Annotated in this window: 12 protein-coding genes; 11 read left to right on the top strand and 1 reads right to left on the bottom strand. The window is 60.8% G+C overall.

Features of this window, described 5'->3' with window-relative positions:
- The first annotated feature begins 88 nt into the window (after positions 1-88).
- Both recA and recX read left to right on the top strand, forming a co-directional pair.
- A complete protein-coding gene (recA, locus tag AC1RNN_RS09435; protein ID WP_493088458.1) occupies positions 89-1189 on the top strand; it encodes a recombinase RecA in 1101 nt (366 codons plus the stop codon).
- Positions 1190-1197: 8 nt separating this feature from the next.
- A complete protein-coding gene (gene recX, locus AC1RNN_RS09430) occupies positions 1198-1692 on the top strand; it encodes a recombination regulator RecX (RefSeq protein WP_493088878.1) in 495 nt (164 codons plus the stop codon).
- Between the two features lie 3 nt (positions 1693-1695).
- On the opposite strand, the gene argC is transcribed toward recX, so the two are convergent.
- Positions 1696-2631, bottom strand: a complete 936-nt coding sequence (gene argC / locus AC1RNN_RS09425; RefSeq protein ID WP_493088456.1) for an N-acetyl-gamma-glutamyl-phosphate reductase — start codon at positions 2629-2631, stop codon at positions 1696-1698.
- A 202-nt stretch (positions 2632-2833) separates the two neighbouring features.
- On the opposite strand from argC, the gene sucC reads away from it, so the two are divergent.
- From sucC to AC1RNN_RS09380, 9 genes are all read left to right on the top strand, one after another.
- A complete protein-coding gene (sucC, locus tag AC1RNN_RS09420; protein ID WP_493088455.1) occupies positions 2834-3994 on the top strand; it encodes an ADP-forming succinate--CoA ligase subunit beta in 1161 nt (386 codons plus the stop codon).
- Between the two features lie 17 nt (positions 3995-4011).
- The gene (gene sucD, locus AC1RNN_RS09415) at positions 4012-4905 is read left to right on the top strand and encodes a succinate--CoA ligase subunit alpha (RefSeq protein ID WP_493088453.1); all 894 of its coding nucleotides are present in this window, start codon (positions 4012-4014) and stop codon (positions 4903-4905) included.
- 102 nt (positions 4906-5007) lie between these two features.
- Positions 5008-5706 carry a TerC family protein gene (locus tag AC1RNN_RS09410; protein ID WP_493088451.1) on the top strand — a complete coding sequence of 233 codons (699 nt, stop codon included), beginning with the start codon at positions 5008-5010 and terminating at the stop codon, positions 5704-5706.
- 185 nt (positions 5707-5891) lie between these two features.
- A complete protein-coding gene (locus tag AC1RNN_RS09405; protein ID WP_493088449.1) occupies positions 5892-8546 on the top strand; it encodes a CHASE2 domain-containing serine/threonine-protein kinase in 2655 nt (884 codons plus the stop codon).
- Between the two features lie 8 nt (positions 8547-8554).
- Positions 8555-9340 (top strand): Stp1/IreP family PP2C-type Ser/Thr phosphatase, encoded by a 786-nt coding sequence (locus AC1RNN_RS09400; RefSeq protein ID WP_493088447.1) that lies wholly within the window; start codon positions 8555-8557, stop codon positions 9338-9340.
- Between the two features lie 46 nt (positions 9341-9386).
- Positions 9387-10052, top strand: coding sequence for an FHA domain-containing protein (locus AC1RNN_RS09395; protein ID WP_493088445.1), 666 nt, complete (start codon positions 9387-9389; stop codon positions 10050-10052).
- 58 nt (positions 10053-10110) lie between these two features.
- On the top strand, positions 10111-12360 hold the full coding sequence (locus tag AC1RNN_RS09390; protein ID WP_493088443.1) for a CHASE2 domain-containing protein: 2250 nt from the start codon (positions 10111-10113) through the stop codon (positions 12358-12360).
- A gap of 8 nt (positions 12361-12368) precedes the next feature.
- Positions 12369-13160 (top strand): 3',5'-cyclic-nucleotide phosphodiesterase, encoded by a 792-nt coding sequence (locus AC1RNN_RS09385; protein WP_493088441.1) that lies wholly within the window; start codon positions 12369-12371, stop codon positions 13158-13160.
- Positions 13157-15568, top strand: coding sequence for a GspE/PulE family protein (locus tag AC1RNN_RS09380; RefSeq protein WP_493088439.1), 2412 nt, complete (start codon positions 13157-13159; stop codon positions 15566-15568). Before AC1RNN_RS09385 ends, AC1RNN_RS09380 begins: the two co-directional genes overlap by 4 nt.
- The last annotated feature ends 86 nt before the right edge of the window (positions 15569-15654 follow it).

Raw genomic sequence — 15654 nt, 5'->3', positions numbered from 1 at the left:
GCTTAAACTACTGTTCAAGTATCCAGCCTGTTGTTAAATCCAGATGGCATGCGTCATACCAACCTATTGATTTTCAAGGAGATTTCTCATGGATGCACCCGTCAAGAACCCGAACAACACGAACGGCGCCAACAGCGAAAAAGCCAAGGCCTTGCAGGCCGCGCTGGCCCAGATCGAAAAGCAGTTCGGCAAGGGCACCATCATGCGTCTGGGCGAAGGCGAGGCCATCGAGGACATCCAGGTTGTCTCCACCGGTTCCCTGGGCTTGGACATCGCGCTGGGCGTAGGCGGTCTGCCACGCGGCCGTGTGGTCGAAATCTACGGCCCGGAATCCTCCGGCAAGACCACGCTGACGCTGCAGGTCATCGCCCAGATGCAAAAGCTCGGCGGCACCTGCGCCTTTGTCGACGCCGAACACGCGCTGGACGTGCAGTACGCCCAAAAGCTGGGTGTGAACCTTCCCGACCTGCTGATCTCCCAGCCCGACACCGGTGAACAGGCCCTCGAAATCGTCGACAGCCTGGTGCGCTCCGGCGCGGTCGACCTGATCATCGTGGACTCGGTGGCTGCTTTGACCCCCAAGGCTGAACTGGAAGGCGAAATGGGCGACAGCCTGCCCGGGCTGCAGGCCCGCCTGATGAGTCAGGCGCTGCGCAAACTCACCGCCCACATCAAGAAGACCAACTGCATGGTCATCTTCATCAACCAGATCCGCATGAAGATCGGTGTGATGTTCGGCAGCCCCGAAACCACCACTGGCGGCAACGCGCTGAAGTTCTACGCCTCCGTCCGCCTGGACATCCGCCGCACCGGCACCATCAAGAAGGGCGAAGACGCGATCGGCAACGAAACCAAGGTCAAGGTGGTCAAGAACAAGGTCAGCCCCCCGTTCAAGACGGCGGAGTTCGACATCCTGTTCGGCGAAGGCATCAGCCGCCACGGTGAAATCATCGACATGGGCGTCAATGCCGGTATCCTGGAGAAGTCTGGCGCCTGGTACGCCTACAACGGCGAGAAGATCGGGCAGGGCCGTGACAACGCCCGCGAATTCCTGCGCGAGAACCCCGACCTGTCGGTCGAGATCGAGAACAAGGTGCGTGCCGGTTTGGGCATCCCGCTGCTGCCCGTGGCCGAACCCGAGGCGAAAGCCAAGGGCAAGAAGGCTGACAAGGCCGACAAGAGCGAATAATGCAGAAAATGCCCGCAGAGGCCATGGACAGTGCGCAAACAGCTCCTGAAAAAAGAGCAAAGCCGGCACTCTCCCTGACCGGTCGGGCGCTGCGTCTGCTGAGTTCCCGCGAGCATTCGCGCGCCGAATTGGAGCGCAAGCTGGCCCCCCATGCGGAAGAGCCCGGGGCCCTGGACAAGGTGCTGGACAGCTTGCAGGCCAAGGGCTTCATCAACGAGACGCGGGTGCTGGAGTCGCTGGTACACCGCCGTGCGGGCAAGCTGGGGGCGTCCCGCATCAAGCAGGAGCTGCAAGCCAAGGGCCTGGCGCCCGAGGCGGTGGCCGATGCAGTGGACGCCCTGCGCGCCACCGAGCTGGAGCGCGCCAGCGAGATCTGGCGCAAGAAGTTTGGCCGCCAGCCTGCCGATGCGGCCGAGCGCGGCAAGCAGATGCGCTTTCTGGCCAGCCGCGGCTTCGGCGGCGACACCATCCGCAAGGTGGTGTCGAGTAGTGAAGACGACTAAAGCCTACAGACCCAGCATCAACTGCAAGTTCTGCACGGCCGCGCCGCTCGCACCCTTGCCCAGGTTGTCCAGGCGGGCCACCAGCACTGCATGGGCAAAGCCATCCTTGGCGGCATCATTCGCAAACACGCGCAGTTCCAGCTTGTTGGTGTCGGCCAGCGCGGCCGCATCCAGCTTGAGGTCGGGCGTGACAGGCTCCACAGTCACCCAGGTGCTGCCCGCGTAGTGCTTGGCCAGCGCATCGTGCAGGGCCTGGGCCGTGGGGTGGCCGGGCAGGGTGTCCAGATGCAGGGGCAACTGCACCAGCATGCCCTGCTTGAAGTTGCCCACCGAGGGTACGAACAGCGGGCGGCGAGTCAGGCTCGTGTACTTCATGATTTCTGGGATGTGCTTGTGCTTGAGGCCCAGGGCATAGAGCTCGTAGGGCGCTGCCGAGCCTTGCTCATAGGCTTCGATCATGGTGCGCCCGCCGCCGGAATAGCCGCTGACAGATGGCAAGGCGACGGGGAAGTCCGCCGGTAACAGGCCCGCATCGACCAGCGGGCGGATCAGCGCAATCGCGCCGGTGGCGTAGCAGCCAGGGTTGCTGACGCGGCGGGCGTTGATCACCGCGTCGCGCTGGCCGGCGGCCAGTTCGGGGAAGCCGTAGACCCAGCCGGCGGCCGTACGGTGCGCCGTGGAGGCGTCGATGATGCGCGGGCCGGGGCGGCCGGTTTCCTTTTCCAGTCCGTCGACCATGGCCACGGTTTCCAGCGCAGCGTCGTCATGCAGGCACAGCACCACCAGATCGGCCTGCGCCACCAAGGCGCGCTTGGCCTGCGGGTCCTTGCGCAGGGCGGGGTCAATGCTGATGAGTTCGATGCCGGCCATGCCCTGCAGGCGCTCGCGGATCTGCAGTCCGGTGGTGCCGGCTTCGCCATCAATAAAGATCTTTTTCATGGGGTGTGTCATTCGTCAACAGGGCTGAAAACAGGTGCATTTACCACAGTGGCCTACCCGCGGGCCCGCATGGGCTGCAAGCCACGCACAAGTATTGTGCATTGCACCATGATACAGTTCGAGGTTGATGTGTCCAGTGCCATGCGCCTCGCACTGTCGTTGTGCGGCATGGTGAAAATTGTCCAGTCCAGAGAGAGACGTCATGAAGATTCACGAATACCAAGGCAAGGAAATCTTGCGCCAATTCGGTGTGCCGGTGCCCCGCGGCATCCCCGCTTTCACCGTTCAAGAAGCGGTGGAAGCCGCCCAGAAGCTGGGCGGCCCCGTGTGGGTCGTCAAGGCCCAGATCCACGCCGGTGGCCGTGGCAAGGGCGGCGGCGTGAAGGTGGCCAAGTCCATTGACGACGTGAAGGCTCGCGCCTCTGAAATCCTGGGCATGCAGCTCAAGACGCACCAGACCGGCCCCGAAGGCCAGAAGGTCCGCCGCCTCTACATCGAAGACGGCGCCGACATCAAGAACGAACTGTACGTGTCCCTGGTGACCGACCGTGCCACCCAGAAAGTGGCCTTCATCGCTTCCAGCGAAGGCGGCATGGACATCGAGGAAGTGGCCCACTCCACGCCCGAGAAGATCATCACCGAGTACATCGATCCGCTGACCGGCATCACCGCCGAGCAGTCCAAGAAGATTGCTGCGGCCATCGGCCTGAGCGGCGGTTCCGTGGACCAGGCCGTGGACCTGTTTGCCAAGCTGTACAAGTGCTACATGGACACCGACGCGTCCCTGGTGGAAATCAACCCCCTGAACTGCGATTCCAAGGGCAACCTGATCGCCCTGGACGCCAAGTTCAACTTTGACTCCAACGCCCTGTTCCGCCACCCCGAAATCGTGGCCTACCGCGATCTGGACGAAGAAGATGCGGCCGAAGTGGAGGCTTCCAAGTTCGACCTGGCGTACATCTCCCTGGACGGCAACATCGGCTGCCTGGTGAACGGTGCCGGTCTGGCCATGGCCACCATGGACACCATCAAGCTGTTCGGCGCCGAACCCGCCAACTTCCTGGACGTGGGTGGCGGTGCCACCCCCGAGAAGGTGACCGAAGCCTTCAAGATCATGCTGAAGAACGAGAAGGTCAAGGCCATTCTGGTCAACATCTTCGGCGGCATCATGAAGTGCGACACCATTGCCACCGGCGTGATCACTGCTTGCAAGGCCGTGAACCTGTCCGTGCCGCTGGTGGTGCGCATGAAGGGCACCAACGAAGAGCTGGGCAAGAAGATGCTGGCCGAGTCCGGTCTGCCCATCATCAGCGCCGACACCATGGCCGAAGCCGCCCAAGCCGTCGTCGCAGCCGTCAAGTAAGCCCCGGAGTACACCCCATGTCTATCTTCATCAACAAAGACACCAAAGTCATCACCCAGGGCATTACCGGCAAGACCGGCCAGTTCCACACGGAAAAGTGCCAGGAATACGCAAACGGCAAGAACTGCTTCGTGGCGGGCGTGAACCCCAAGAAGGCCGGCGAGTCCATCTTCAACATCCCGATCTACTCGTCCGTCAAGGAAGCTGCTGGCCAGACCGGCGCGACCGTGTCGGTGATCTATGTACCGCCCGCAGGCGCTGCTGCTGCGATCTGGGAAGCTGTGGAAGCCGATCTGGACCTGGCCATCTGCATTACCGAAGGCATTCCGGTCAAGGACATGCTGGAAGTGCGCAACAAGATGAAGGCCAAGGAAGCTGCCGGCGGCAAGAAGACGCTGCTGCTGGGCCCCAATTGCCCCGGCCTGATCACGCCTGACGAAATCAAAATCGGCATCATGCCCGGTCACATCCACCGCAAGGGTCGTATTGGCGTGGTGTCCCGTTCCGGTACGCTGACCTACGAAGCCGTGGCGCAACTGACCGAAATTGGTCTGGGCCAGTCGTCTGCCGTGGGCATTGGTGGCGATCCCATCAATGGTCTGAAGCATATCGACGTGATGAAGGCCTTCAACGATGATCCCGATACCGACGCGGTCATCATGATTGGCGAAATCGGTGGACCTGATGAAGCCGAAGCTGCCCGTTGGTGCAAGCTCAACATGAAGAAGCCTATCGTGGGGTTCATCGCTGGTGTCACTGCCCCTCCCGGAAAGCGCATGGGCCATGCCGGCGCGCTGATCTCCGGCGGTGCTGACACTGCGGATGCCAAGCTGGCTGTGATGGAAGAGTGCGGCTTCAAGGTCACGCGCAATCCGTCCGAAATGGCCAAGCTGCTCAAGGCCATGCTGTAAAGCTGGAGAGGGGGTCAGCGTTTGACCTACTTACAAGCCGGATGTCCTGCGGGACAATCCGGCTTTCGCATTTCGGGGTGAAGCACCCGTACAAGGATTACCGTGGAAGAATTTCTCACAGCACATTTCTGGATTGCCGTCGGTCAGATCATCATGATCGACATCCTGTTGGGGGGCGACAACGCCGTCGTGATCGCGCTGGCATGTCGCAAGCTGCCCGCAAACCAGCGCCTCAAGGGCATTTTGTGGGGCACGGTCGGTGCCATCGTGCTGCGCGTGGTGCTGATCGCCTTTGCGCTGACGCTGTTGCAGGTGCCCTTCCTCAAGCTGGTGGGCGCTGCCCTGCTGCTGTGGATTGGCGTGAAGCTGCTGGCCCCTGGTGACGAGGACGAGCACTCCAACATCGAAGGCAGCGACAAGCTGTGGGCGGCCGTGAAGACGGTCATCGTGGCCGATCTGGTGATGAGCGTGGACAACGTGATCGCGATTGCCGGTGCCGCCACGGGCGCGGGCAGCAACCACCAGTTGCCCCTGGTCATCTTTGGCCTGCTGGTGAGCATCCCCATCATCATCTGGGGTAGCCAGCTGGTGCTCAAGCTCATGGACCGTTTCCCCATCATCATCACCGTCGGTGGCATGCTGCTGGGCTGGATTGCCGGCACCATGGCACTGAGTGATCCGGCCGTGACTGACTACCTGCCCCAGACACAGGTCTGGAAATACGCAATGGGCGTCGCGGGAGCCCTGTTTGTTTACGGCGTCGGTTTCCTCAGCCGCAAGCGCGCCCTTGCTGCGGAATAAATAGCAGCTCCGCTTATCGCCCAAGCCCTCCGCTCATCAAAAAAGCGGAAGCGGCAAGCGCATACCGCCTTGTGAAGGGGGGTACTGTCTGATACTGTTACAACTTTACAATCCCCTGGGGTCAGGGGATTGTTGTTTGTATGTGGTCAGTGCGCACTGGCCATTCTCTGGGCAAGGGGTGGCGAGTGGCGAAACGTTCTTCAAAAGCACAGAACTTCTGGCGTGCTGACTGGTTTGCAGGCATTGCCGTTGTGCTGGCTGCCGTGTTGCTGCACTTGGGCACGGACTTTGTGGGCACGCTGGAGCGTCGCTTTTACGATTTCGCCAGCACCACCACTTCGCGCCAACCCTCGGACCGTATTGCCGTCATCGCCATCGATGACCAGAGTATCGCTAATATTGGTCGTTGGCCCTGGCCGCGCGATGTGCATGCCAAGCTGATTGACCAACTGGCGGCGGCCAAGGCCAAAACCATCGCCCACACGGCCTTCTTCTTCGAGCCCCAGGTGGACCCCGGCCTGCAGTTCATCCGCAAGATGAAGACGGCGGTCGAAACCCAGGGCGAAGGCGGCGCCAACCCGCAACTGGCCCAGCTGATTGCCGAAGCCGAACAGGCGCTGGACACCGACGCCAAGCTCGCCAGCAGCCTGCAGGCGGCCGGCAATGTGCTGCTGCCTTCGGTGTATTTACTGGGCGAGCCGCAGGGGCGCCCTGACGAGCCACTGCCGGCCTATGCAGCAAAGAGCGCCGTCGACGAAAACGGAAGTTTCTCCATCCTGGCGCAGCGCGGCCAGCAGCCGCTGGAAGCCTTGGGTAAATCGGCCGCCGGTGTGGGCCATCTGAACCAGTTCCCCGATGTGGACGGTGCGGTGCGCCAGGAGCCGCTGCTGGTGAATTACTATGGCAAGGCGATTCCCTCCATGGCCTTGCTCGCGGCAGTGAACAGCCTGAACCTGGGCCCGGCCGATATCCGCCTGAACCCGGGCGAGTCGGTGCAGATCGGCCGCCTCAAGGTCAAAACCGATGAGGTGGCGCTGATGCTGCCCCAGTTCTACAAGGGCCGCGACGGCAAGCCGGCGTTTGCGGTGGATTCCTTCTACGACGTACTGTCGGGCAAGATTCCCGCTAGCAAGTACGCCGACAAGATCGTCATCATCGGCGCCACGGCCGCCGGTGTGGGTGTGCAGTTCCCGGTGCCGGGTTATGCCTCGCTGTCCCCGGCCGAGACGATTGCCCACATCACCTCCAGCATCCTCAGCGAGCACTTCATCGTGCAGCCGACCTGGGGAATCTGGGCCAGTCTGGCGGCGTTTTTGCTGGTGGCGGCCTATATCGTCTGGGCGCTGCCACGCCTGAGCGCGGGCTCGGCAGCCGCGGTGACGCTGGGCGCCTTTGTAGTCCTGCTGGTGCTGGAGTTTGGTTTGCTGGCCGGTGGCGCGACCTGGATCAAGCTGGTGTTCCCCGCGGCGGTGCTGGTGCTGGGCCATCTGGCGCTGACGACCAAGCGCTTCCTCATGACCGAGGCCGGTAAGGTGAAGGCCGACGAGGAGTCGGCCGAGACCAACCGCATGATGGGCCTGGCGCTGCAGGGCCAGGGCCAGCTGGATATGGCGTTCGACCGCTTCCGCCGCGTGCCGCTTAACGACGCCGTGATGGGCAATCTCTACAACCTGGCGCTGGACTTCGAGCGCAAGCGCCAGTTCAACAAGGCCGAGGCCGTCTACGAGCATATGGCGGCTTTCGACCCTGGCTACAAGGACATCAAGACCAAGCTGAGCCGGGCCAAGAACCTGTCGGAGACGGTGATTCTGGGCAGCGGTGGCCACCCCGGCGGCACCATGCTGCTGGATGGTGGCGCTGTCGAGAAGCCCATGTTGGGTCGCTACCAGGTGGAGAAAGAGTTGGGCAAGGGCGCCATGGGCGTGGTCTACCTGGGCAAGGATCCCAAGATTGGCCGTGTGGTGGCGATCAAGACCATGGCTTTGAGTCAGGAGTTTGCCGGCGAAGAGCTGACCGATGCGCGCGAGCGCTTCTTCCGCGAGGCGGAGACGGCCGGGCGCCTGCAGCACCAGAACATTGTGACCATCTTCGACGCAGGCGAGGAGCATGACTTGGCCTATATCGCCATGGAATTTCTCAAGGGCCGCGACCTGGTCGAGTTCTGCAAGGGCGACAACCTGCTGCCGGTGCCCTTGGTGGCCAGCATCGTGGCGCGTGTGGCCGAGGCACTGGCCTATGCGCACAAGCAGATGGTGGTGCACCGTGACATCAAGCCGGCCAACATCATGTACGAGCGCGAGAGTGACACCGTCAAGGTGACCGACTTTGGTATCGCGCGTATCACTGATTCGAGCAAGACCAAGACCGGCCTGGTGCTGGGAACGCCCAGCTTCATGTCGCCCGAGCAACTGGCTGGCAAGAAGGTCGATGGCCGCTCCGACCTGTACTCGCTGGGCGTGATGCTGTTCCAGCTCGTGACCGGCGTGCTGCCCTTCCGTGGGGACTCCATGGCCGAGCTGATGTACAAGATTGCCAACGAGGAGGCGCCGGATATCCGCGTGATTCGCCCCGAGCTGTCCGAGGAGCTGGCGCGTATCGTGGCGCTGATGCTGCACAAGCGCCCCGAGCTGCGTTACCAGGATGGCACCCAGGTGGCACAGGACTTGCGCGCCACATTGGCGGACGGTGCGGAGTTAACCCAGGCCAGCAAGCCCGTGGCTGCGGCCCAGGATTTCACAGCGACCAACCCCAGTGCCGCTGTCTATGAACGTACCCAGGCGCAGAGCGCCCAGCCAGCCGCACCGTCGGCTGCTGCGGATTCCACTGATATCGAAATTTGACCGTGTCCATGATGTACCAGTTTTTTGCGCAAACCGATCCGGGCCGGGCCAGGGACAACAACGAGGATTCGGTGGCGTTTGAGGAAAGCGCCAGATTGGCCGTGCTGGCCGATGGCATGGGTGGTTACAACGCCGGCGAGATTGCCAGTGGCATGGCCACGGCCTTCATCAAGTCCGAACTGAGTCGCTGGTTGCTGGAGGCCGGCTCGGCCGCCCAGGCGAAAGAGGTGCGGCGCGCCATGGAGATTTGCGTGGACAACGCCAATCTGGCGATCTACAACTCGGCCAATTCCAATACGGCCTATGCTGGCATGGGTACGACTCTGGTGGTGGGGGTGTTCCGCGAGGACCGCCTGTTGCTGGGCCATATTGGTGATTCGCGCTGCTACCGCCTGCGTGCCGGGGTGCTGAGCCAGATCACCAAGGACCATTCCTTGCTGCAGGAGCAAATGGACGCCGGCCTTATTTCACCCGAACAGGCTGCCAATTCCTCCATCAAGAACTTGGTGACGCGCGCGCTGGGCGTTGAAGAGACGGTAGCGCTGGATGTCAATGAGCATATTGTCGAGGCCGGTGATCTGTATCTTATGTGCTCAGATGGGCTGTCCGATATGGTTGCTGACGAAGTAATCGCTAGAATCGCAAGCGAGGACGCGGAGCTGGACCAGAAAGCCCAGGCCTTGGTGGCTGAGGCCAATGACAATGGCGGGCGCGACAATATATCGGTGCTGATGGTCTCGGTGAGCGAGGCGGCTGAGCGCAGAGGCTTGTTTGCCAGGCTGCTAGGGAAGTAGAGTACTTAGATTTTCCACAAACCAAATACAGGAAAAGGAGTCGATCATGCCGAAGATGATCGTTTCGATCGATGAGGTCGTGATCAAGGAAGTTCAGCTGACCAAGGACCGCACCACCTTGGGTCGCCGTCCCTATAACGATATCGTGATTGACAACTTGGCCGTGAGCGGCGAGCACGCCGTTTTGCTCATGACCGGTGGCGAGGTGTTTCTGGAAGACCTCAACAGCACCAACGGCACCTATATCAATGGCAAGGCCGTCAAGAAGCAGCAGCTGCAGAATGGCGACGGCATCGAGATCGGCAAGTACAAGATCAAGTTTGTCGGCGACGGCGTGGCCGACAACTTCGACAAGACGATGGTGGTCAAGGCCCGTCCCACCGCGGCGCCGCAAAGTGCCCCCCCTTCGGGTTACCCCACGTCCGCTGGCGACTCCATGGGGCTGGGCGCCTTCCATGCCGCCATCAAGGTGTTGTCGGGCGCCGCTTCGGGCCGTGAAGTACCCCTGACCAAGGTAGTGACCACGATTGGCAAGCCCGGTGTGGCCGTGGCAGCCATCACGCGCCGCCAGCATGGCTATGTGGTGCACCACGTCGAAGGCGCCGGCAACCCGACGCTGAATGGATCACCCATCGGTTCGGAACCTATCTCTCTGAAGAACGGAGATCTGGTGGAGCTTGCTGGAACGCAGATGCAGTTTGTGCAGACCTGAGCGTCTGTTCCGGCAGTCCTGACTGTCATCCTCCACTGCCGCGAGAAGCGGGGCGTCCATGAAATCCATTGTTAAACACTGGCGTCGTATTGCGGTCACGCTGATACCGGTGGTGCTTGCACTGCTGCATGCGGTGGGCGTTGTGCGTATCGGCGTGCTGCAGCGCCTCGATGACATCATTTATGACGCGCGTCTGCAGGCAACTATGCCCAAGACCATGGATGACCGCGTCGTCATCATCGACATTGACGAAAAAAGCTTGGCCGATCTTGGCCGCTGGCCTTGGGGGCGCAACAAGCTGGCTGATTTGGTCAATACCCTGTTTCAGGACCAGCAGATCGCGATCCTGGGCTTTGACGTGGTGTTTGCCGAGGCCGATGAGAGCTCAGGCCTGACCCGGTTGGGCCAGCTTGCTCGCAACGAGCTCAAGGACTACCCGGCCTTTTCCGAACGCCTTAAGCAGCTGCAGCCTGAACTGGATTTCGATGCGATCTTTGCTGCCGCACTGGCGAACCGCCCCGTGGTCATGGGCTATTACCTCAGCAGTGACAAGGATGGCCGCTCCAACGGCGTGCTCCCTGCGCCCGTGCTGCGTCCAGAGGCCCTGCAGGGTCGGCAGATACGTGCCACTTCCTGGACCGGCTATGGCTCCAACATCGAGCAGTTGGCCAAGGCTGCTCCCATGGCCGGCTTCTTCAACTCCATCACCGACGGCGACGGCGTGGTGCGCTCGCTGCCACTGCTGGCGGAGTACAAGGGGGAGTACTACGAATCTATTGCACTCTCCATGTTCCGTGTGATTGCTGGCATGCCCAGCGTGGCGCCAGGCTTCTCCAACGAGCGTTTTCTGGCCAAGAACTACCAGGGCATGGATCGGGTCCTGCTCAAACAGGGCGACAAGGCGCTGGCGATTCCGGTGGACGAGCGCGTCGCTACCCTGGTGCCTTACCGCGGCAAGGGCGGAGTCAATGGCGGTTCCTTCCGTTATATCTCGGCCTCCGATATCGTGAAAAAGAAGCTGCCTGCAGGAAGTCTGAAAGGCAAAGTGGTGCTGCTGGGCACTACAGCGCCAGGCCTGCTGGACTTGCGCGTGACGCCCGTGGGCGAGACCTATCCCGGGGTGGAGACGCACGCCAACATCATCTCGGCATTGTTGGACGGCAATATGCTGGTGCGGCCAGACTATGCGGTGGGCTATGAGGTGGTGATCGTGCTGCTGGCCGGTCTGGTGCTGGCGTTTGGTTTACCCCTGTTGTCTGCGCCGCGCGCGGTGCTGCTCAGTGTGCTGGCGCTGGCCGTCTTGCTGGGCATGAACCTCTGGCTCTATCTGGGCTATGGTCTGGTGCTGCCGCTGGCCTCGGTGCTGGCCATGGTGGTTGCAGCCTTTGGCCTGAACATGAGCTATGGCTATTTCGTTGAAAGCCGCTCTAAGCGCGAGTTGGCCAATCTGTTCGGCACTTACGTGCCGCCCGAATTGGTCGATGAAATGCTCAAAGACCCCGATAGCTACAACATGCAGGCGACCAACCGGGAGCTGACCGTCATGTTCTGCGATATGCGGGGCTTCACCAAGATGTCGGAACAGATGGAACCGACCCAACTGCAGGCGCTGCTGACCGGTGTGTTCAGCCGTCTGACCACCCTAATTCGGGCCAACCGAGGGACCATCGACAAGTATATGGGTGACTGCGTGATGGCTTTCTGGGGTGCGCCCGTGGAGACCTCGGATCACGCGCATCTGGCCGTGAAATCGGCCATGGAAATGGCCAACGCCGTGCGCGAGATCAACGCCGAGCACCGCGCCCAGGGGCTACCGGAAATCGGCATCGGCATCGGCCTGAACACCGGCACTATGTGCGTAGGCGACATGGGTTCCAACATTCGGCGCAGCTACACCGTGATCGGTGACGCCGTGAACCTGGGCTCGCGCCTGGAGGGGCTGTCCAAGGTCTATGGCATAGATATCGTGGTCAGCGAGACTACGCGCAAGCTGGCGCCGGATTTCGCCTGGCAGGAGCTCGACAAGGTGCGCGTCAAGGGCAAGGAGCAGGCCGTCTCCATCCATTGGCCCATGGCGCCGGCCGGGCGCATCAGCAGCGAAGTGGCAGAGGAGGTCAAGACTTGGGCCGCCTTCCTGCGCGTCTATCGGGCGCAGAACTGGGACCAGGCGGATGTGTTCCTGCTCAATTTAATGCGCATGAATGCCAAAAAATACCTTTACCAGCTGTATTCTGAAAGAGTAGCCTCCATGCGCTTGCTCCCCTTCGATCCTGAATGGGACGGCGCCACCAATTTCGAGACCAAATAAGGCCACACGTGAAAGTCCGAGTCCTGGGGTGTTCCGGCGCAATCGCCCGCGATTGCCGGACCACCTCCTTTCTGATCGATGGAGAGGTGCTGATTGACGCCGGTACAGGCGTGGGCGACCTTACCCTTCAGGAAATGGCTCGGATCGACTCCGTCTTTCTGACCCACTCGCATTTGGACCATGTGGCGGCCCTGCCCCTGATGGTGGATGCCGTGGCCTCGCAGCGCAGCCGCCCACTGGACATCTATGCGCTGCACGGCACGATTGCCGCGCTCAAGGCGCATATCTTCAACGACGTTATCTGGCCCGACTTCTCGCGCATCCCCAGTCTGCATTCCCCCTTCGTCCGCTTTATCGAGGTGACGCTGGGGCAGCAGGTGCAACTGGCAGGCAAGACCATTGAAGTGCTTCCTGCCACGCACACGGTGCCCGCAGCCGGGTATGCAGTGCATGCGGGTGGCGGCAACTGGGTGTTCACCGGCGACACCGAGCGCAATCCGGCGCTGTGGCGGCGCATCAATCAGATGCGCGTATCCATGCTCGTAATCGAGACGGCCTTTAGCAACCGGGAAAAGGAATTGGCGCGCAAAAGCTTGCATCTTTCGCCGCAGTCCCTCTCGGAAGAGCTCGACTGTATTCCCAAGGGTGTGCGTTTCCCCATTTTTATCACCCATACCAAGCCCGCCGAAACCGAACTCATCATGGCCGAGATACAACGCTTCGACCAAACGCAGCCCTTCGGCCCGGACGTCACCCATGACATACGCTGGCTGCGCGCGGGACAGGAGTTCGAGATATGAGTACCGTCATTCCGCCAGTTGGCGCGGAACAGGCTTTCTTTGAATCGCAGAAACTGCCCTCGCGCAAGCGTGGCATGACCTTTGAGGCTTTGTTTTACCGGCAGCTGCATCAGGTCACAGCGCGCATCCACGAGACCGAAAACCTCGAGCAGATCATGCTGGAGACCAGCCAAGAAATCTGCAAGTTGCTCAATGCGGACCGTCTGACCTTGTACGCGGTTAGCGAAGACCAAGGCTCGATTGTTTCAAAGATCAAAACTGGTCTCAACAGCAGCCGTGACCTCAAACTACCGATCTCCCCGCAAAGCCTGGCCGGTTATGCCGCCTACAGCAAGGCGCCGCTGAATCTGCCCGATGTATATGACGAGGAGGCACTAAAGCGTATTCATCCCTCGCTCTCCTTCCTTAAGGAGGTGGACAAACGTTCGGGCTACCGCACCAAGCAAATGCTGGTTGCGCCCATCCTGGATGGCAACATCCTGCATGGCGTCTTGCAGGTCATCAACAATAAGAACGACGAACCGTTTGGCGACCTCGAAGTCGATGGCGTGACTGAGCTGTGCAAGACGCTGGCCACGGCGATCCGGCAACGCCTTAAGAAAACCGACGTTGCTGCAAGCGTGAAGAAGGCCAGCAAGTTTGACAGCCTGGTGGCGGATGGTTTGTTGACGGAGCAGGAGCTGCGTACCTGCATTGAAGAGGCGCGTGCCGAAGGGCATTCCATCGAGTCGGCATTGACGTCATCCTTTGGCATCAGCGCCGCCTTGATCGGAGCTGCTTTGGGTAAGTTTTTTGGCGTGGCCTACGAGCCTTTCAACGCGGGCCGCATACGCTCCGAGATGCTGCATGGCGCGCTCAAGAAAGAGTTCATCGCAGAGCAGGGCTGGATTCCGCTGGAAGAGTCCCCCGAAGGGCTGGTCATCATGTGCCTGGATCCGGAGGCGGTCCGTGGGTCACGCGTGGTTCCGCAGGTGTTCCCGCGTGCTAACAAGTTTTCCTACCGTGTCACCACCCAGGCCGAATTCAAGGAAACCGCGACGCAGCTGTTTGGCGCCACGGCCGATGGAAGCACCATCGACCAACTGCTGGCCGATATGGATGGTGCTCCCATAGACGACGGCACCAACGACGAGTCTCTTGAGTCCGCTGCGGCGGACAACGAACTCGTCAAGTTTGTTAACAAGGTCATCATCGACGCCTATAACCAGAAGGTCTCCGACATTCACATCGAGCCCATGCCCGGTAAGCTCAAGACCGGCATCCGCTTTCGCATTGACGGCAGCCTGGTGCCCTATGTGGAAGTCCCGGCGCACTTCCGCCAGGCCATGGTCACGCGCCTTAAGATCATGTGTGACCTTGACATCTCCGAGCGCCGCAAGCCGCAGGACGGAAAAATCAAGTTCAAGAAGTACGGGCCGCTCGATATCGAATTGCGCGTCGCCACCATCCCCTCAGCGGGCGGGGTGGAAGATGTAGTCATGCGGATTTTGGCCGCTGGCGAACCCATACCGCTGGAAAAGCTGGGTCTGACGCCGCACAACAAGGCGCGGTTGGAGTCCACGGTCAGCAAACCCTATGGTCTCTTCTATGTCTGCGGCCCCACCGGCTCCGGTAAGACCACCACGCTGCACTCGATCCTCAAATTCCTTAATACGCCGGACACCAAGATCTGGACTGCCGAGGACCCGGTGGAAATTACCCAGAAGGGATTGCGGCAAGTTCAGATCAACAAAAAGGCCGGGATTGACTTCGCACTGGTCATGCGGGCTTTTCTGCGTGCAGACCCCGACATCATCATGGTGGGTGAATCGCGCGATAAGGAAACCGTGTCTATGGGCGTTGAGGCCTCGCTGACCGGCCACATGGTGTTCTCCACCCTACATACCAACTCCGCGCCTGAGTCCATTACGCGGTTGCTTGACATGGGCATGGATCCTTTCAACTTCGCGGACGCCCTGCTGGGCATCCTCGCCCAGCGTCTCGCCAAGAAGCTCTGCGATTGCAAGCAATCCTATACCCCAGACGCCGAAGAGTTGCGACTATTTGCCGCTGAGTACGCAGAAGAATTGCGTCACTCCCAGGCGTGGAAGGCCGACTACGCCGGTGAGTCTCAGAAAATGGTCGCCCAATGGCAGAAAACCTACGGCGACGGCGGTCAGCTCAAACTCTACAAGGCCGTGGGCTGCGACAAATGCAATGGCTCTGGCTACAAGGGTCGAGTCGGTCTGCATGAACTTATGGTTGCCGATGATGGCGTCAAGAAGCTGATCCAGGAGCGTGCTCGCGTTGCCGAACTGTTCTCAGCCGCAGTAGAAGGTGGCATGCGCACCCTCAAGATGGATGGGATGGAGAAGGTGATGATGGGGCTGACCGACCTCAAGATGGTCAGACAGGTTTGTATTAAGTGACAAAAATGTTCGTTTGACGCTTTTCTGGGTGTGTCAGCCGTACAAAAAGGGCTATGTTCAAGCTTTGCAGCTCTGTTTCTAGCTGG

It is taken from the genome of Rhodoferax sp. GW822-FHT02D07, assembly GCF_058802405.1.
The sequence above is the reverse complement of the archived record's forward strand: the minus strand, read 5'-3'. Positions and strand labels throughout refer to the sequence as shown.